Source organism: Sporocytophaga sp., from assembly GCF_017745095.1.
Classification (GTDB): Bacteria; Bacteroidota; Bacteroidia; order Cytophagales; family Cytophagaceae; genus Sporocytophaga.
Map to the genome: position 1 here is coordinate 241,410 of NZ_JAGHZZ010000005.1, position 18,912 is coordinate 260,321.

The following is an 18,912-nucleotide window of genomic DNA, read 5'->3' on the forward strand; positions in this document are numbered from 1 at the left end:
TGTGGAAAGCAAAAGAAAATTTTTAAAGGAGGACTTTAAAGTAGAAAACTGGAATTCAGTAAAACCTTTTTTTCAAAGATTAGAAGCAAGGAAGATCAATAATGCGCAAGAGCTGAAACAATGGTTTTTGGACAGAAGCGAATTAGAATCTATACTTTCTGAAGACCTTGCATGGCGATACATAAGAATGACAGGTGATACTGCAAATAGGGAATTTGTTGAACGGTTCAACTTCTTTATTTCAGAGATACAACCACATGTTGCGCCATATACAAATGCTTTAAATAAGAAAGCTATCGAATGCCCATACATTGGAGAGCTTCAGGAGCAAGGGTTTGATATTCTAAGGAGAACCCTTAAAAAGGACTTTGAAATTTTCAGGGAGAATAATATTCCACTTTTTACAGAGCTTGATCAAGAGGCTCAACAGTTTGGTGCAATTTCTGGAGCTATGACGGTTACGATAGAAGGTAAAGAATTGACGCTTCAGCAAGCGTCAGACTTTCTTCAGTCTTCAGATAGAAGTGTAAGAGAACATACATACAGGGAAATAGCTTCAAGGAGATTAAAGGATAAAGATAAGCTAGATGGTTTATTAGACAGGTTAATCAAGAAAAGAAACGAGGTTGCTTTAAATGCTGATTTTTCCAATTTTCGGGACTATATGTTCCGCTCTATGGGACGCTTTGACTATACGGTGGATGATTGTTATTCATTTCATGAAGCTGTCAAATCAGAAGTCGTTCCTCTTTTGAATGAACTTGCAACAGAAAGAAAAAATGCCTTGAAAGTAGACCAGTTAAAGCCATGGGATAGCAATATAAATTATCTAGGTACTGTACCTTTAAAACCTTTTGAAACAGGGGAGGAGCTTGAAGAAAAGACTATTAATTGCTTTACGCAAATAGATCCATATCTTGGAGATTGTATATCAATAATGAAAAAGATGGGACACCTGGATTTAGTTTCAAGAAAAGGTAAAGCGCCAGGAGGATATAACTATCCACTTGATGAAACTGGGGTTCCTTTTATCTTTATGAATGCGACTTCCTCATTGAGAGATCTTGTCACAATGGTTCATGAAGGGGGACATGCATTACATTCATTTCTTACAAAAGATCTACCGTTGAATGCGTTTAAACAAGTCCCGTCTGAAGTAGCGGAACTAGCTTCAATGTCAATGGAATTAATCAGTATGGAGTATTGGGATATTTTTTTTCCGAATTCGGAAGATCTTATCAGAGCTAAAAGAGAGCATTTGGAAAGTATTATATCTACATTGCCTTGGGTTGCTACAATAGATAAGTTTCAACATTGGATGTACCTGCATCCTCAACATAGTGCCGAGCAAAGAAAGGATGTATGGAAAAATATTGTAATTGAATTCAGTAATAGTATTACTGATTGGACTGGCCTTGAAGAGAGTCTTGAGTATATGTGGCAGAAACAACTACATATTTTTGAAGTGCCATTTTATTACATTGAATATGGAATGGCGCAGCTTGGAGCTATTGCTGTTTGGAAGAATTATAAAGAGAATGCGGAAAAGGGGTATAAAGCATATACAGAAGCCTTAAAACTTGGATACACCAAACCTATTGGAGCTATTTATGAGACAGCCGGTATAAAGTTTGATTTTTCTAAAGAAAATATAAAGAATCTGATCGGATTTGTTCAATCTGAATTGTCAAAACTAAAGCCCTGAAATCAGGGCTGAATTTGAAATAACGGACGGATTTTATATTCCGAATAAGGGGCGCCCATTTTAGTAAGGCGTCCTTTATTATTTGTGACAATTTCATTGAACTGAATTGCCCATCTATCATACTTGTATCTGAACACAATCAGATTGCCATCTGCAGATGAAATGGAGCTTTCAAGCTTTGCGATCAATGGATGTTCTTCTGTAGATGGTGTTGAAGCAATCAAAGCTAGGGTAGCTCGAATCAAATTGTCGGTCTTGATATCATATTCATCAATCTCCTGGCTTGTCATGCTTTCAGCACGAAGCATGGCGGCTTTTACAATTTTGACAGAAGATTTCAGACTATCTATTTTAACAGCATTTGAGCCATTAATATATGAGAGTTCATCCAGCAATCTGTCAATGGATTGTAGCTTATCCTTTTCAGATGCATCCATGGATGACCAGTATGTATTCATGCTGTCTACAACTAAGCTAAGATTTGACTTGAAATCTGGCTGAGAAGAAGAAGTAGAAGAAGTTTTCTTTGAACACGAATAAAAGATGGCTATCCCGATGATAGCCATAATTAGTTTTGCTTGTAGTTTATTGAACATTGGAAGATCTCATGAATTCAATTTTCTCTTTCATTTCGCTATATGGAGGGCCAGCTGCTGTCAGTTCTTTCTGATAAGCTTTGACAAAACTGTTGTTTATCATGACCCACCTTCCGTAGTTAACCCTCAATTTGATAAGAGTGTTTGTGTTTGCTTCATTTATTTCACTTATCAATTCTTCCGCTAGTGGATGCTGAGGTAATTCCGGAGTGCTGCCTGCAAGTGCCATTACCCGAGCTATATATTTGTCTGTAAGTGCGTCATAGTTATCAATAGCTTGAGCGTCCATTGTTTCCTGAGTATAACGGGTATTTTTAACCTGGTCACAAGCTTTAACAAGAGAATCATGAAGAAGGTGATTATATCCAGAAGTATATGATATTTCCTGTAGAAGACGTTTAATATTTTCAAACTTTTGATCATCCGATTTAATCATTGTGTTCCAATTGGTTTGAAGGCTATCAGAAATAATATCAGCACTGATTAGTATACTGTCCTTTTCAACCTGGCCATTCTGTGCAGTCTCCGGTTTTTCATTTTTACAACCAATCAGGTAAAAAGCAAAAACAACTGAAAATAAAATAGAAACGATTCTCATAAATTAAGTTAAGAAATATCAATAAAGTCAAAATTATATTTTTCTTATAAATTCAGAAACGATTGAATGAAATTTATGATCTGTCGATGCGCTTTCTTTTTTTAAGTTTTTTATAAAAAACACCCTCAAACGAAGTCCTTTGAAGTTTATTTTAGGATTTTTCAAATATGAAAAATGTAGAATTTAGTGCTTACCTTTTCATTTTAATATGGATTAAGTTATGAAAAGCATTAAAACAGATGTAATTTCACATTCTGGATACATTAAAATTAAGATAATAACCGTTGTAAGGAATAAAAATTTGGCATGAAAAAAGGTACTGTTCTTTTTATTATTATTTTTTGCTCTGTTCATTTTGCTTTCGGACAATTAAAAGCTCCCAAATACAGTAACGAATTTTTGAGTATTGGTGTAGGCTCTAGGGCTCTAGGCATGTTCAATGTTCAGGCTGCCACAGTAGGGGATGTAACAGCAGGTTTCTGGAATCCTGCTGGTTTATTAAAGATTCAGTCTAAATATGAGCTTGCGGGTATGCACGCAGAATATTTTGCTGGTATGGCTAAATATGACTACCTGGGTGCTGCAGTTAGACTTGACAGCAACTCTGTCTTGGCAATCAATGCCATCAGATTCGGGACAGATGAGATTCCTAATACTTTAAATATATTTGATAATCAGGGAAACAATACGCCGGATTATAGTAAAATAAAGTATTTTTCTTCAGCAGATTATGCCTTCCTCGTTTCTTTTGCACGTACCAATAATTTATTACCCGGATTAAGTCTGGGAGCTACAATGAAAGTAATTCACCGCACGGTTGGTCCGTTTGGTAATGCCTGGGGGTTTGGTTTGGATGCCGGAGCTCAGTATGTAAGAAAAAACTGGCAGTTTGGACTTATGGCAAGAGATGTAACTGGTACTTACAATGCCTGGTCTTTTAACACAGCATTGTTTGAAAAAACTTTTGCTCAAACAGGTAATGAAATACCTCAGAATTCGATAGAAGTAACAGTGCCAAGATTGATATTTGGTGTAGGAAGGTCCAAAAGATTTAATAAGGATAAGTTTGGCTTACTAGCTGGTGCGGATTTTGATTTTACATTTGACAGAAAAAGAAACGTACTAGTGAGATCTAATTTTGCATCTATTGATCCTCATTTAGGTCTGGAGTTTGATTATAAAAAATTAGTCTTTCTTCGCGCTGGTGTCGGAAATACTCAGCAGATTAAAGATTTTGACGGTAAATCTAAAACAGATGTCCAGGCTAATTTCGGAGTTGGAATAAAAATAAACAGGGTATCTATAGACTATGCACTTACAGGTGTTGGAGCTAATGCTAACCTATATTCCAACATTTTTTCTTTAAAGCTTGCTCTTAAGTAGAGGTTTATGGTAAAGAGTTTTCTTAAATATTGCGTCCTTCTTTCTTTCATTTTATTCTTTCATTGTTCCTTTGCCCAGATATATGGAAATGAATGGATAGTTTCAGGACAACGATATTTTAGAATACCAGTGTCAAAGAGTGGAATGTATGTATTAACCTACAATGATCTTGTAAGTGCAGGTGTTCCATTAAGTAGTTCTGATGCTCGGAAGATACAACTCTTTCATCGTGGAAAAGAGCAGGCAATTCGTATACAAGGAGAGGAAGATACGCATTTTGATCAGAGTGATTCCTTGATTTTTTATGGAATAAGAAACAATGGTGAATTAGACAGCCTTCTTTACGACCCTTATTATAGCCAGCCCCATAAATATTATAATTTATATTCCGATACGACTGCATATTTTCTTACAATCTCCGGTTCTATTAATGGAAAGAGAATGCAGGAGTTCGCTGGTGATTTTTCCGGATCACCTGAACCCTATCATCTGGAAGAAATTTTAAATGTCTTTACTGATGAATATGACAGGGGAGTGAACTATTCTATTGAAACAGCAAAGTCTTCCTGGGACTATGGCGAAGGTTGGACTGGTTATTTAATATATAATGGTCAAAGTAGTGAATATTTATTAAATACTAATAATTACTACAGTTCTGGGCAATTGCCTAAGCTTGAAATACTTTTTTCAGGAAGAAATGATCTCAATCATAATATTCAGGTTATTCTGGGAAATGACGCATCCTCTAGTCCATACTCTTACATTGTAAATGGCTTTTCAAATCATACTAATAAGAAGTTTGAGGTTGATGTAAATCCATTAGCATTTTCGGGCGGACAGCTAAAAGTTACCATAAGAATATTGGGAGTTCCTCCGGATGCAGATGCAGTGTCAGTTGCATATATTAAACTTAAATATCCGCAGTTAACAGATATGTCAGGAAGGACAGAGGTGGTGTTAAATCTTTTACCTTCAGCAAAATTAGTTTCCTTGTCCGGGATATTTTCTGTTCCATCTATTCCTGTTGTATATGATTTATATGACAGAAATAATCTAAAGCTTATTAAAGGACAATTAACAGGAGGTAAGCTTCAATTACCTGTAAATAATCAGTCGGGATCAAAATATCTGATAACAGGAATCTCTAGCTATAACAGAGTGTTAAAGATTAATGAAACAGATCTTACTCCGTATCCTTTAAATATGGATTATCTGATCATTACGCATCGTTTGTTATGGGCAAAGGCCAATGAATATGCAACTTACAGACAGTCAATTGAGGGTGGAGGTCATAAACCTCTAGTTGTAGATGTATTGAAACTCTATGATTTATTTACATATGGGGAGAAGACCCCTGCAGCTGTCAGGAAATTTTTAAGTTATTATATTGATAAAGGTAAGCCAGAATATGCACTAATTCTTGGTAAAGGATTGGATCCTGCCCATGGGTCTCCAGGAAACTATTATAGAAATAATCCTCAATCATTTATTAATGGTCCTGTTGCTCAGGAACGAGTGCAAGACTTGATTCCTGCAGGAGGAAGTCCTGGAAGTGATTGGACGTATGTTATTGGCCTTGGAGGAAAAGATAAATATGTGCCTGCTATTCCAATTGGGAGGATACCTGCCACAAATTCTGACAGGTTGAATAATTATTTAAATAAAATTAAAGAGCATGAAAATTCTGCTCTCAATCCAAATGCTTTGTGGAGGAAGAATATATTGCATTTAAGCGGAGGTGCAAATGAATCTCAGATCATAACGTTCAGAGACTATCTAAAAGGATTCAAGACAATAGCAGAAGGTCCTTTTTGGGGAGGAAGGGTTAAGAGTTTTGCAAAGAGTTCTACCAATCCTACTGAATTTATGAATGTATCAGCAGAAGTGAATAGCGGAATTGGTTTAATTACTTTTTTGGGACATTCATCCTCAACTTATTCTGAAATTGATATTGGTTTTGCATCACTTAATGTTTACGGGTACAACAATAAAGGCAGATATCCAATGATATTGATGAATGGATGTGCTTCTTCCAATATATATTTTGGATATTCATTTGCTGAAGATTGGCTTTTAACTCCCAATAAAGGAGCTGTAATATTTGTTGGGCATACAGATTCCGGATACCCAACAGAGATGAGAAGATACTCTTCAATATTCTACGATAAGATGTTCAAGGATACCATAGGAATGCAAAGGCCTATAGGGCAAATTCAACGTGATGTTATTGAAGCATATCTTAAAGGACCCAATAATGAAGTTGCTATTGCCAATTCAGAACAAATGATTCTTGTAGGTGACCCTGCTTTGCGAGTTTATGCTCCAGGATATTCTCAGTATAAAAAGGACAGGACCGATTATTCTATAAATAGTACCGGGATATTTATTAAATCTTTTGACGGAAATAATGTAAATGCTTTATCTGACTCATTTTCTATCGGTATTCCTATTAGTAATTTAGGTATAACCAATTCGGATTCTTTTAGCATTTGTATTAAAAGAGAAGTCGGAACAAAAGTAATTAATTATCCTCCGGTTTTCTATCCTCCGATTTATTATGAAGACACACTTTATTATGTTATAAGCTCTAAAGATGTTTCAACTTATGGGCCTAATACTTTTGAAGTGACCATTGATTGCGAAAATAAAGTTCCGGAGGTCGATGATGTAGTAAATAATAAATTGTCTTTGGATTATTTTATGCCATTGAGTGGGGTTCAGTGTCTCTTTCCAAGAGAGTTTAGTGTTGTCAATCAGCAACCTGTAACATTCATTGCTCAAACAACAGATTTGCTGCAAGAATCAGAAAATTACTTAATAGAACTTGATACATCAAAGGTCTTTAATAGCCCTTTTAAGAAATCTATAACTGTAAATTCTGGCTCACTAATAAAGTGGGAGAATGTAAAGTTGATGGATAATTTGCCCCAGAACGACAGCATAGTTTATTATTGGCGTGTAAGGAAGGCAATTCTTCATCCGGGTGAAAGTGAAATTTGGGCCAACAGTTCATTTATTTATATAAAAGAAAGTCCGGAAGGTTGGTCCCAATCACAAATAGGCCAGTTGAACAAAAATGACCTGGATCACCTCATGATTGATGATTTGACTGGGAAATTGAAGTTTGAAAATGTATCAACTACATTGAATATAAAAACAGATGGACCGGATTATGATACCATTAACACTGAGTTTACTCCGGAGCAATTTCGTCAAGCTTGGGCCAATATAAATGGAGTAGCTCAGGTTTTCAATGGGAGGTCAGGTGCTTACTGCTATCAGGATGTGATGTATTGTCTTTCAGTTGATAAAATAACCGGACTTCCATATTTTGCAATGAGCAATCAGGAAATCACTTATTGTGGCAGGAATAACAGGTTGTTTGCCCGACTTCCTGATAGTCTGTCAATAAGAAAATATCTTAATGCTATAAAAGATGGCGATTATATTTTACTATTTAACTTTGGAATTGTTAAGTACGAAGAATGGCCTGCATCTCTCAAGGCCTTGATAAAACAATATACCGGAGCAAAATATTTAGATAGTTTAAAGAATAAATACGGATATATATTGCTTGCAAAAAAAGGAGAATCTGCTCCTATTTTTGAAGAATATTCAACTAAGAAAGTAGAGATTACAACTAATATCCTTGGAAGTTTTTATCAAGGAGTAATGACATCTACGCTTATAGGACCTGCAGATCAATGGGGAACTTTGTTCAGGGATATTTCAAAAGACGATGGTAAAAAATATAACCTGAAAATTATAGCATATAAATTTGATGGTCTTAGTGACACTATTGCGATTGAAGATAAAGACAGTCTTGATTTAAGTAAAATAATTGATTCAGATATTTATCCATATATCAAGTTAAGTGTAAATCTGGAAGATTCGGTAAATCTTGTACCTCCTGATTTTGGAAAATGGCAAGTTATTTATAGTCCAATTCCTGAAGGAACATTGAATATACAAGCAGCAGGCGCTGATCAATATTCTATAAAGAATAAGTATGAAGGTGAAAATGTAAACCTCAAATTTGTCTTTGATAACATCACAAATTTACCTTTTAAGGATTCCCTAAAAGTTAGATATATCCAAAGAAGTTTAGAGACTGGAAAAGCAGATACCACTCTTGTGAATATTGGAAAACTTGATCCTTTTGGAACGATCTCGTTTAATCAAAAAGTAAACACTGCTGGGTTTTCAGGGAGAAATCAATTTCAGGTATATGTAAATCCGAAACTTCAAAAGGAACAATATTACACCAATAATATTCTTGAATTAAACTATTCAGTTGATAAGGACAAAACTAATCCATTGTTAGATGTTCTATTTGATGGAGCGCATATTATGGATGGAGATATTGTTTCACCAAGCCCGCTTATCAATGTAGTTATTAATGATGAAAATAAATACCTTTTGAAAAAAGATACTACTGGTGTTTTGATCTTTCTTCAGCGGGGGAACGGACAACCAGAACCTATTTATTTCAACAATCCTGATGTTTTAAGATGGGGGCAAAATGGTGAAAAAGGGACAAACAGATTTAGTGTTGACTATAACCCCAAAAATCTTCCCGATGGAATGTACAAATTAATTGTCCAGGGAACAGATGCATCTAATAACAGGGCTGGTAGTAATTTCTATGAAATATCATTTGAAGTGATTAATGAATCAACTATTAGTCATTTTTATCCTTATCCTAATCCATTCTCTACTAGTACCAGATTTGTTTTTACTCTTACCGGTTCTGAAATACCAGAAGATCTTAAGATTCAAATCATGACTGTGACTGGAAAAGTAGTAAGGGAAATCACCAAAGCAGAGCTTGGAAGTATTAGAATTGGACACAATAAATCTGAATACGCATGGAATGGCACTGATGAGTTTGGTGATAAGCTTGCAAATGGTGTTTATTTATATCGTGTCGTAATTAAGAATGCGGGAGACAATTTTAAAAGAAGATCTACTGCGGGTGATAAAGCATTTAAAAAAGATTATGGAAAACTTTATATTTTAAGATAGATAAGTGATTGAAATATAGGGCTCATTTTTTATTGTATACCAGGAATGAATAAGGATATTTATTCTTTTCATCAGAAGTGAAATCCTGTTTTGATTCTTCCTTCCACAGAGCCATATTAAATTGAAGATATACATCACCTACAAAATCCTCATGAATTCTTGTAAGGTAAAGCTTATCTGCAAATCTTTCAGATTGATTAATGATATCTGCTCCACCAATTATAAAGGCTTCAGATTCGTTATTCTTGCTACAGTATTCAAAAGCATTTTCTATAGAATGAACTACAGTAGCTCCTGGTACCATATAGTTTTTATCCCTGGTTACAATTATAAATATTCTTCCAGGTAATATCTTTCCAATGGACTCATAGGTTTTTCTACCCATGATCACATGATGGCCCATTGTTAGGTTTTTAAAATATTTTAAGTCCGCAGGAAGATGCCAAGGAAGCTTGTTTTCATAACCGATAACATCATTGGCTGATACAGCTACTATTATGGATTTTAGCATGGTTTATATCCCCTTAAAAATTCGTCAATCATCATTCTTTTCTTTCCTTCAAGCTGAATTTCCTCAAGGCTAAGATATCCATTGCCTGTTCTGAAATACAGGTAAGTTTTATTATCACATAAAAATGATTTTTGTTCAGGATTTTCTACATTAATGGAGTTTACAATAGAAGCCTTGTATATTTTCAAAACCTTATCATTTAAAATTGTCCAAGCAGAAGGGATAGGAGATAAGCCTCTTATCAGATTTAATATGTCAGCAGATGGTTTTGACCAGTCTATCTTTCCTGTTTCTTTTGAAATTTTAGGCGCAGGTTTTAACTCCTGAGACATAACCTGAGGTTTAGGGACTATTGCATCATTTTTAATCGCATGAACAGTGTTCAGTACAAGCTCAGCACCAAGGTTCATCAATCTCCCATACAATGTTTCAAAATTGTCTTCCGTGTAAATTGGTTCTTTTTCCTGAAATATTATATCTCCCGTGTCGATTTCATGCTTAAGAAAAAATGTGGTAATACCTGTTTCTGTTTCCCCGTTGATAATAGCCCAGTTGATTGGCGCTGCACCGCGGTATTGGGGCAGGAGAGAAGCATGCAGATTAAATGTGCCTAATTCAGGCATATTCCAAACAGATTCGGGAAGCATACGGAAAGCTACAACTATTTGAAGGTTTGCGTTATAACTTTTTAGCTCTTCCAGAAATGCAGGATCTTTAAGACTTACAGGCTGTAGGACAGGAATGTTTTCAGATTCAGCATACTCCTTTACTGGTGAAGCTTTTAGTTTTAAGCCACGGCCAGCAGGTTTGTCAGGAGCAGTTACTACAGCTACTACGTTATAAGAGTTTTTTACTAGAATTTTCAAGCTGGGAACAGCAAAATCAGGTGTTCCCATATAAATGATTCTTAAGTCCTTTGGCATAAAATGATGTTAACTGGGAATAATATGAGTTTAAAAGTCTTTGTATAAAAGATATTTTTTCCTCATGAGCTTGTATTTATCAAGATTAGCCTGCCAGCTTTCCCTTATTGCAACCTCGCTCATCCCTTTTTTTATTTGATCCTGCAAGCTACTGTTTCCTGCAAGTTTATTGAAAAAGTTATTAAAGTATTTTTCTTTGTCCGGCGCTTTTTTGTACATGTCAATTACATATTTCAGCTTGAGGCCTGGCTCAGGATATAGTTTCGTCAGATCAACACCGTAACAAACTTTGTTTTCATAAGGAGGATTTTTTGCTCCCAATGTTGGAACTGGAGTAAATTTGTCTTTTCCATATACACTATCCGGTGCACCAATAACCTGAAAAGCTTTGTCTGTGCCTCTTCCCACAGACATTACAGTACCTTCAAATAGTCCCAGAGACGGATAAAGCATGATTGACAAGTCATTGGGTAAGTTAGGTGAAGGCTTTACTGGCAGGACATATCGATCCTTATGTTCGTAGTTCTTTACCTTTACAATTTTAAGATTGCATGTTCTATTGCTGTCCAGCCAATGCTCTCCGTTAATCATTTGTGCGAGCTCGGCAACTGTCAAACCATGAACAATAGGAATGGGGTGCATCCCTACAAAGGATTTATACTTTGGTTCAAGTACTGGCCCATCAATGTAAAAACCATTGGGATTAGGTCTGTCGAGTATTAAAAGTGTCTTGTTGTTTTCCGCGCAGGCTTGCATTAAATAATGCATGGTGCTTATGTAGGTATAAAATCTTGCACCAACATCCTGAATGTCAAATATTACTACATCAATGTCTTTAAGTTGCTCCGCAGAAGGCTTTTTGTTGTTGCCATAGAGAGAAACAAGTGGTAAACCTGTCTTTTTATCAAGATCATTTTTTACTGTTTCACCAGCATCTGCTTCTCCCCGGAAACCATGCTCAGGGGCAAATATTTTTTTAATCTTTACACCAAGACTTAGTAAAGTGTCAGCCAGGTGGGTGTTATTGATCAGACTTGTTTGGTTTACAACCAAAGCTACATTTTTATCTTTTAGGTAAGGTAAATATTCCCCAGTCTGATAAGCTCCCGGAAGTATTGGGGAAGCTGTCACCTGAGAAGTATTATCTTTTTTTGCAGAATCTGTTTGTTTATCCATTGAATGGCAGGATGAAACATTCATCAACAAGCTGAATGATAGAAAAAAAGCCAAAAACATTTTGTCCATTTTTAAATTTTTTGAATGATAAACAAATATGTAAGTATATTTAAGGGTTAAAATTAAAACGATTTTTCAGATGGTTTATAATTTTCCTTCTTTTATTAAGGTCGTTTTTATAATAATCAGTTCTATAAATTGAAAGTTATTTTCCGCTAGATCGGTTCATGAATATATACCAATTTATTTCCAGCAGAATTCGTCACGTCAGGAAAGATTCTTTTACATATCTGGTCAGGAATATAGCAATCGCAAGCATTGCCATTGGGCTTGCCTTTATCATAGTGTCTTTTGGAATACTGGAAGGCTTTAAAAAAAGAATCAAAGAGAAGATTTTTAGTTTTGGAGCGCATATTCAGGTAAGCAGACATGATATCAGTCGCTCTTATGAGGAATCTCCTTTCCCCAAACATACAGATTTATATGACCATCCTTCAAAGATTGGGGAGATTGCTCATATTCAGGTTTATAGTAAAAAGGCAGGTTTGCTTAAAACTGAAGAGGAAGTAAACGGGGTAATTGTGAAAGGAATAGGAAAAGATTTTAGTTTTTCCAGGTTTAAAAATAATATAGTAGAAGGAAGATTTTTGACTTTGCCTGATAGTGGATATTCAAGGGAAATCATGATCAGTAAAAGGATTGCCAATAAAATGAGGCTTAGCATTGGAGACAGTGTTATGATCTTTTTTGTTCAAAATCCCCCGCGCTATAGAAAACTTCTGATTAAAGGAATATATGAAACTGGCCTTGAAGAATTTGATGACCTGATTATACTTGGAGACATCAGGCTTCTGCAGAAAATAAATAACTGGAATGAGGAATTAGTTGGTGGTTATGAAATCTTTCTGAAAGATTTTTCAACTCTGACAACCGCTTCAGAAAAGGTATTTGAAGCGATGGATTATGACATGCAGCTGGAAAAGATAACCGACAGATATATTCAGATTTTTGACTGGCTAGCTTTGCTAAATCGAAACGTTGCCATATTTCTGGTCCTTATTCTTTTTGTTGCCAGCTTCAATATGGTTTCAACACTTTTTATCATGATCATGGAACGAACCAGGATGATCGGGATATTAAAAGCTTTCGGAGCTACTGATGGCCAAATTCGCGGAGTATTTTGGTATAATGGTATTTTTATAATTCTGAGGGGTATGCTTTGGGGAAATATTGCCGGTATTGGTTTTTGCCTTTTGCAGTACTACTTTAAGATTATACCACTGGACCCAGAAAACTATTACATGAGTTCAGTTCCGATTGAGTGGAATTTTGAAGTATTGGCATTAATAAATGTGATGACATTTACCCTGATAGCTCTGGTTATGTTTATTCCGGTGTTTGTGATTTCAAAAATAAAACCGGTTAAATCAATTAAGTTTAGCTAGAAGAAAAATCAGAATAATGATTTTTAATTATATTATTCTGGAATATAATGTTTGAACAGACTTTCAATCTTCATCTGAAGTACTCCAAATACAGCTTCTTTAAAAATCCCTGAGGACATTTTCGACTGGCCAAGTGTACGATCGGTGAATATGATAGGCACTTCTATTATTTTGAAACCGTATTTCCAGGTTAAAAATTTCATTTTAATCTGAAAGGCATACCCTGTAAACTTAATATCATCCAGGTTAATTGTTTCAAGAACCTTTTTCCTGTAACACTTAAAACCAGCTGTGGTATCCTGAATTTGCATACCAGTAATAAAACGAACATACGTGCTGGCATAATAGGACATTAAAACTCTACTCATCGGCCAGTTGATCACTGTTATTCCATTTACATAACGGGAACCAATGGCTAGATCATAGCCTTGTTCCGCGCACGAATTATATAGTTTAACAAGATCTTCGGGATTGTGAGACATATCTGCATCCATCTCGCAGATATACTCATAGTTTCTAGCAATAGCATATCTGAAACCATGTATATAAGCGGTACCAAGGCCTAGCTTTCCCTTTCTTTGTTCCAGAAAAAGTCTGCCTGGATATTCTAGTTGAAGCTCTTTAACAATATTTGCAGTTCCGTCGGGCGATCCATCATCTATAATAAGAATATCAAAAGGGATACTTAATGTAAAAACCTTCCTGATTACAGTTTCAATGTTTTCCTTCTCGTTGTAAGTAGGTATAATGACAATCGCCTTTTCCACGTGTTAAAAATAAAAAACAAATTTAAGAATGAATATCCTTTAAGGTGGAAATATTTTTTGCTAGTTGACTCGCATTTTTTATACAATCTGAAAGTGATACTCCTTTATACCAGCCGGCACAGAAATATAAGCTTTTAATCTGGAGCTTTTCAATTTCCGAATAAGCCGCTTGAAGGTTCTTATCATATTGTGGTATTGCTTTTTCCCATCTGTGAACCTTTTGCATTACCGGTTTTCCTTTAATCTTCAAATCTTTTTGAAAATCCTGGATGATGTTTTCCTTGATTTGACGATCGTCACTTTTGTATTGTTCTGAATACTGGCCGCCACCGACAAAGGATGTTAGTAGGATTTGATCATTGGAGACTCTGTTTGAAAATACAGAGGAAGTCCATATGGAGCCAGCAGCAAATTTATTTTCAATCTTAGGGTTCAGGCCTCCAAAACCATTCAATTGAACATTGGCATTTTCCTTTGTATAAATTGTATGAACCAATGCCATGGGCGGATATTCAACATGACTCAAAGCCTTTGCAACTTCAGGAGATATATTTTCCATAATTACAGATGCTGCATATGCTGGAGTTGCTATAACTAATTGGCTGAAATTGTACGAAAGTATTTGTCCGTTTGAAAGAGCAGATACCCTGAATTGACCATTTTGATATTCGACCTTTTCTACTTTTGTATTTACCTGAAGATTCTTAAGTTTTTCAGCAATAGCTTTTGGCAATGTAGCCATGCCTTTTTTAAAATTAAAAGATTTTCTCCTACTGCTTCCACCAGATTTTATCATTCCTTTTAAAACAGAACCATATTTATTTTCCAGATCATTTAAAATTGGAAAAGTAAGTTTTACTAGCAGTTTTTCAGGATTTCCAGCGTAAATACCTGTTACAAATGGATTTAGTACGTAATCAGTAACTTCTTTATTAAATCTTCTCGTTATAAAATGAGCCAAAGTTTCGTTTTCAATCTTCTCAGTTTTTTTGAAAAATTCTGTTAAGATTGAAATTTTAGTCTTGAAAGAAAAGAAATTGCTTTTGAGCAATTTTGGCGGGGAATCGGGTAATACTTGATATTTACCAGCTTTAAAAATATAACGATCCTTACTATTTGGATTTGCTTCAATAAGTTCATTTTCAATGCCTATTGCTTTAAAGAAATTTGTAATTTCTTCGTCAGCCAAGATACTGTTCGGACCTATGTCCAATGTATAATTATTAGTAATTTCAGTTTTTATATACCCTCCCGTAAGGTCATTTTCTTCCAGCAAAAGGTAAGGGATGTTATTTTCCTGAAGTCGATAAGCTAATGTTAATCCTGAAATTCCTGCTCCGATTATTCCAACCATAATATCTGGTGTAAGTTCCTGCTTGCGAAAATACATTCCAATGCATATAAAAGGATTATTTTTGCCAAAAAAATTAAAGGAAATTTAATGGGCGCTAAATGTATCTTTCTTGATCGCGATGGTGTGATTAATGTTGACAAAGTTGATTATACATATACTTTGGAAGATTTTAAAATTATACCAGGAGTAATAGAGGCTTTGAAGGCATTTAAAAAGGCTGGTTATCTGTTGGTTGTAATTACAAACCAATCTGGGATTGCCAAAGGCATTTATGGTCATGAAGATGTAAAGATCTGTCATGATTTTTTCCAGGAAAAATGTGGAAATCTTATAGATAGATATTACTACAGTCCATACCATCAAACTATATCAGAATCAATTTCCAGAAAGCCGGATTCTCTGATGTTTGAAAAAGCAATTGCGAAATTTGATATCGATATTAAATCTTCTTGGATGATTGGAGACAAGAACAGAGATTTAGTACCTGCAAAAAAACTTGGAATTAAAACAGTTCTGGTGGGCCATGAAGAACCTAATCCGGTTGAAGTAAACATTAAAGCGGATGACCTTAAAAATGCTTCAGAATTAATTTTGCAGGCATAAGATTTAACAAGCAATTAAAAAAAAAGGCCCCGAAAAATTTTCGAGGGCCAATTTTTTTAGATAAAAAAGATAATTAAAAAAATATGAAAAAATAGTTTAAACGTAATTAGTAGCGTGTTTAAGCCACTTTTTTACTCTTGTTCAATCGATTATACGTAAATATTAAAGATTGTTTCATCTTTTCAAACTGTAAATTATTGTAAATCAGGTTATATTTATATTATTTAAGGCACTTTGGTGCCGTTTGTTTTTTGCTTAACTTTTTGATTTTTTAAGCAATATTCACTGAAAATTTAGGGAGTTGAGGCACTAAAATGCCGGATTAAAATCTTTAATTTATCCAATTCTTTTTTTTTTAAGAATTTTGAGTAAATCCTTTTTTTCTGATGTTTTTCATTAAAATGTGAAGGAATGCATCAGTAAGATTATTTTAAACTATCGATTTTGATTAATTTTAAAATTAGTTTTTGTGTCTTATTTTTTAGTTTAATGAAGGCCATGTATTGATCGGGTTACTATCAAGGTTTTGGTAAAATGAAAAATCTGATATCCATTTATGATTTTAGCTTTTGACACTTATTATTTTGAAAACAAAGCCAAAACAGTCTGTCTTCAGTTTGCTAACTGGAATGATAAAATTCCGGTACAGATATTTTCAGAAATAAAAGAAGATGTGAGTGAATATGAATCTGGAGCTTTTTATAAACGTGAGCTACCATGCATTTTAAGTTTATTGAATAAAATAAATCTTGATGAAGTTTCTATGATTGTAGTGGATGGCTTTGTCTTTCTTGATGATGAATATAAGCCAGGTCTGGGAGCTCACCTATTCAATTCATTAGAACAGCGTATTCCTATTATTGGTGTTGCTAAAACCAATTTCGCTCAAATAAATAATATTAAGAGAGAGGTGTATAGAGGTGAAAGTAGAAAGCCTCTGTACATTACTTCTGTGGGAATAAATATAGATGAAGCTTCTACATATGTTGAGTCCATGTATGGGCAATACAGAATTCCAGATCTTTTGAAACAGCTGGACAGTATGACCAAAGTAAAGTAATTAGTTAGTTTTTTAATAGTATGATAAGTGAAAAAGAAAATCAAAGAATAAGTAAATTTTTAAGTTTAGTATTAAGGCATCAACCTGAATCCATTGGTATAAGGCTTGATGAGAATGGTTGGGTTGATCCTGAGTTATTAATTTTTAAGATGAATAAACATGGATTTAACTTAAGTATGGAAATACTTGATCATGTTGTAGCTACCAATAATAAAAAAAGATTTGCTTATAATGAAAGTAAAACTCAGATAAGAGCGAGTCAGGGACATTCTGTTAATATTGAATTAGGTTATGAGCCGCAAAAGCCTCCTGCAATACTTTATCATGGAACAGCAGAACGTTTTTCAGAATCAATATTAAAGACTGGTCTTGATAAGCAAAGTCGTCAACATGTGCATTTAAGTTTAGATATAGATATTGCTATATCTGTCGGTAAGAGGCATGGTAAGCCTGTGATTTTTGAGGTAGCGTCAGAAACGATGTTTGCCGATGGTTTTGTCTTTTATCTATCAGAGAATAAAGTATGGCTTACAGATCATGTTCCTGTTAAGTATTTGAAATTGGGATTTACAGGGATTAAAGGATAAAAAGGATTATCATAAAAAAAACCTCAGACTTATAATCTGAGGTTTTTTATATACAGCTTGATAAAAGCTTATTTTACATTGAATCCGCCTTCTCCGATTTTATGTCCTTCAGAGTATACATGAATTTTGTATTGTCCAGGAAGATAGTTGAATCCTTTAGAAAGAAGGAAAGAAAGTTTTTGATTAGAGTTGTCAAAGCTTAGGTCTTGGCTAAGTGTGTACTGAGCCTCAGTTCCGTCAGCAAGGTTTAGAACACCACCACCGTTGATTGGGTCAGAGAACGGAGTTCCAGATGGAGGAACAAGTGTTACATAGAATTTTTTCAGGTTTTTCTTAGCAGCTTTGTTATCAGCAAGAACAAAAGTGATTTTTATTCTGTCGATTTTGCTGTGTTTGTACTCTTCCTGATCCATTTCTTTTCCGTTTTCTTTAAGCGCTGTTACTTTAACCCCTTCAGCTTTTAGGATAGATGCATAAGCAAGTTCCTTTGAAGTAAGATCAAGTGAATCACCAAGTTTTCTCTTCTCAGATGTAAGGTTGCTTACACTTGTATTCAAAGAATCGTTAGCCGTTTTTAACTGAGCGATTTCATAATCTTTAGCCGTGATTTCTTCTCTAAGTTTAGCAACTAGCTCTTCAAGCTCTTTACGTTTTTTAGAATCAAGTTTGCTTGATTTTTTCAACTGAGTGATGAAGGAATTCAGGTCAGCGATTTGCTTATCAAGAGAGTCGTTTTGTAAACCAAGGTTTTCTCTTTCTTGTCTGATTCTTTCAAGATCCTGGCTCATAGTTTCCAGTTCCTGTGTTTTAGCTACGATTTCGCTGTCTTTAGTGCTTACTACACCTGTCAACTCATCAATTTTTTGAGCTTTTTCATCATTTTGGCTATTCAGTGTAATCACAAAAATGATTAAGGCAATATTCACTACCAGTGAAAGAGCAAGGAGAATTTTTACAGTCTTGTTGCTTTTTTGTTCCATAAGTTGTTTTGTTCAATTTTTCGAGGTTGTAAATTAAAAGGATTTTATATGGTTTAGCAAATTTAAATTCAGGTCAATGGGTATTTTTTAGTCTTCTTGTAATTTGAAAATTAGAGAATTAATCATCCATTGTCTTTCATTGGGGAAAAAACGGGGAAAAAATCGAAAAATTATGCGAATAAAATCATTTGTCGCATCA

General features: G+C 34.7%; 15 protein-coding genes. 7 read left to right on the forward strand and 8 right to left on the reverse strand.

Features of this window, described 5'->3' with window-relative positions; all coding sequences use genetic code 11:
- The first annotated feature begins 1 nt into the window (after window position 1).
- Complete coding sequence (locus tag J7604_RS09895) at window positions 2-1,705, forward strand: M3 family oligoendopeptidase (protein ID WP_293894902.1); 1,704 nt, start codon at window positions 2-4, stop codon at window positions 1,703-1,705.
- 2 nt (window positions 1,706-1,707) lie between these two features.
- Here the strand turns inward: J7604_RS09895 and J7604_RS09900 are convergent, their stop codons facing one another.
- Both J7604_RS09900 and J7604_RS09905 read right to left on the reverse strand, forming a co-directional pair.
- Window positions 1,708-2,271 (reverse strand): hypothetical protein, encoded by a 564-nt coding sequence (locus J7604_RS09900; protein WP_293894905.1) that lies wholly within the window; start codon window positions 2,269-2,271, stop codon window positions 1,708-1,710.
- A gap of 19 nt (window positions 2,272-2,290) precedes the next feature.
- Window positions 2,291-2,899 carry a hypothetical protein gene (locus J7604_RS09905; RefSeq protein ID WP_293894908.1) on the reverse strand — a complete coding sequence of 203 codons (609 nt, stop codon included), beginning with the start codon at window positions 2,897-2,899 and terminating at the stop codon, window positions 2,291-2,293.
- A gap of 306 nt (window positions 2,900-3,205) precedes the next feature.
- Between J7604_RS09905 and J7604_RS09910 the strand changes: the two genes are divergently transcribed.
- Window positions 3,206-4,282, forward strand: coding sequence for a hypothetical protein (locus J7604_RS09910; protein WP_293894911.1), 1,077 nt, complete (start codon window positions 3,206-3,208; stop codon window positions 4,280-4,282).
- A gap of 6 nt (window positions 4,283-4,288) precedes the next feature.
- On the forward strand, window positions 4,289-9,307 hold the full coding sequence (locus tag J7604_RS09915; protein ID WP_293894914.1) for a C25 family cysteine peptidase: 5,019 nt from the start codon (window positions 4,289-4,291) through the stop codon (window positions 9,305-9,307).
- A 22-nt stretch (window positions 9,308-9,329) separates the two neighbouring features.
- Here the strand turns inward: J7604_RS09915 and J7604_RS09920 are convergent, their stop codons facing one another.
- Genes J7604_RS09920 through J7604_RS09930 form a run of 3 tightly spaced genes read right to left on the reverse strand, consistent with a single transcriptional unit; the run spans window position 9,330 to window position 11,986 of the window.
- Window positions 9,330-9,818 carry a dihydrofolate reductase gene (locus J7604_RS09920; protein WP_293894917.1) on the reverse strand — a complete coding sequence of 163 codons (489 nt, stop codon included), beginning with the start codon at window positions 9,816-9,818 and terminating at the stop codon, window positions 9,330-9,332.
- Window positions 9,812-10,741 carry a methionyl-tRNA formyltransferase gene (fmt, locus tag J7604_RS09925; protein WP_293894920.1) on the reverse strand — a complete coding sequence of 310 codons (930 nt, stop codon included), beginning with the start codon at window positions 10,739-10,741 and terminating at the stop codon, window positions 9,812-9,814. Before fmt ends, J7604_RS09920 begins: the two co-directional genes overlap by 7 nt.
- A gap of 30 nt (window positions 10,742-10,771) precedes the next feature.
- Window positions 10,772-11,986, reverse strand: coding sequence for a DUF1343 domain-containing protein (locus J7604_RS09930; protein WP_293894923.1), 1,215 nt, complete (start codon window positions 11,984-11,986; stop codon window positions 10,772-10,774).
- A gap of 158 nt (window positions 11,987-12,144) precedes the next feature.
- On the opposite strand from J7604_RS09930, the gene J7604_RS09935 reads away from it, so the two are divergent.
- Window positions 12,145-13,362, forward strand: coding sequence for an FtsX-like permease family protein (locus J7604_RS09935; RefSeq protein ID WP_293894926.1), 1,218 nt, complete (start codon window positions 12,145-12,147; stop codon window positions 13,360-13,362).
- Between the two features lie 32 nt (window positions 13,363-13,394).
- Here the strand turns inward: J7604_RS09935 and J7604_RS09940 are convergent, their stop codons facing one another.
- Both J7604_RS09940 and hemG read right to left on the reverse strand, forming a co-directional pair.
- Window positions 13,395-14,129, reverse strand: coding sequence for a polyprenol monophosphomannose synthase (locus J7604_RS09940; RefSeq protein WP_293894928.1), 735 nt, complete (start codon window positions 14,127-14,129; stop codon window positions 13,395-13,397).
- A 22-nt stretch (window positions 14,130-14,151) separates the two neighbouring features.
- The gene (hemG, locus tag J7604_RS09945; protein WP_293894931.1) at window positions 14,152-15,519 is read right to left on the reverse strand and encodes a protoporphyrinogen oxidase; all 1,368 of its coding nucleotides are present in this window, start codon (window positions 15,517-15,519) and stop codon (window positions 14,152-14,154) included.
- A gap of 51 nt (window positions 15,520-15,570) precedes the next feature.
- Between hemG and J7604_RS09950 the strand changes: the two genes are divergently transcribed.
- From J7604_RS09950 to J7604_RS09960, 3 genes are all read left to right on the forward strand, one after another.
- Entirely contained in the window at window positions 15,571-16,086 is a 516-nt protein-coding gene (locus J7604_RS09950) for an HAD family hydrolase (protein WP_293894934.1), read from the forward strand.
- Window positions 16,087-16,642: 556 nt separating this feature from the next.
- The gene (locus tag J7604_RS09955) at window positions 16,643-17,146 is read left to right on the forward strand and encodes an endonuclease V (protein ID WP_293894937.1); all 504 of its coding nucleotides are present in this window, start codon (window positions 16,643-16,645) and stop codon (window positions 17,144-17,146) included.
- 20 nt (window positions 17,147-17,166) lie between these two features.
- Entirely contained in the window at window positions 17,167-17,733 is a 567-nt protein-coding gene (locus J7604_RS09960) for an RNA 2'-phosphotransferase (protein WP_293894940.1), read from the forward strand.
- A 68-nt stretch (window positions 17,734-17,801) separates the two neighbouring features.
- On the opposite strand, the gene J7604_RS09965 is transcribed toward J7604_RS09960, so the two are convergent.
- Entirely contained in the window at window positions 17,802-18,713 is a 912-nt protein-coding gene (locus J7604_RS09965) for a hypothetical protein (RefSeq protein WP_293894943.1), read from the reverse strand.
- Window positions 18,714-18,912: the final 199 nt, after the last annotated feature.

Coding starts and splice junctions, on each gene's coding strand:
- J7604_RS09900 (WP_293894905.1), bottom strand. CDS start 2,271: ATGGCTATCATCGGGATAGCCATCTTTTATTCGTGTTCAAAGAAAACT.
- J7604_RS09905 (WP_293894908.1), bottom strand. CDS start 2,899: ATGAGAATCGTTTCTATTTTATTTTCAGTTGTTTTTGCTTTTTACCTG.
- J7604_RS09910 (WP_293894911.1), top strand. CDS start 3,206: ATGAAAAAAGGTACTGTTCTTTTTATTATTATTTTTTGCTCTGTTCAT.
- J7604_RS09915 (WP_293894914.1), top strand. CDS start 4,289: ATGGTAAAGAGTTTTCTTAAATATTGCGTCCTTCTTTCTTTCATTTTA.
- J7604_RS09920 (WP_293894917.1), bottom strand. CDS start 9,818: ATGCTAAAATCCATAATAGTAGCTGTATCAGCCAATGATGTTATCGGT.
- fmt (WP_293894920.1), bottom strand. CDS start 10,741: ATGCCAAAGGACTTAAGAATCATTTATATGGGAACACCTGATTTTGCT.
- J7604_RS09930 (WP_293894923.1), bottom strand. CDS start 11,986: ATGGACAAAATGTTTTTGGCTTTTTTTCTATCATTCAGCTTGTTGATG.
- J7604_RS09935 (WP_293894926.1), top strand. CDS start 12,145: ATGAATATATACCAATTTATTTCCAGCAGAATTCGTCACGTCAGGAAA.
- hemG (WP_293894931.1), bottom strand. CDS start 15,519: ATGTATTTTCGCAAGCAGGAACTTACACCAGATATTATGGTTGGAATA.
- J7604_RS09950 (WP_293894934.1), top strand. CDS start 15,571: ATGGGCGCTAAATGTATCTTTCTTGATCGCGATGGTGTGATTAATGTT.
- J7604_RS09955 (WP_293894937.1), top strand. CDS start 16,643: ATGATTTTAGCTTTTGACACTTATTATTTTGAAAACAAAGCCAAAACA.
- J7604_RS09960 (WP_293894940.1), top strand. CDS start 17,167: ATGATAAGTGAAAAAGAAAATCAAAGAATAAGTAAATTTTTAAGTTTA.
- J7604_RS09965 (WP_293894943.1), bottom strand. CDS start 18,713: ATGGAACAAAAAAGCAACAAGACTGTAAAAATTCTCCTTGCTCTTTCA.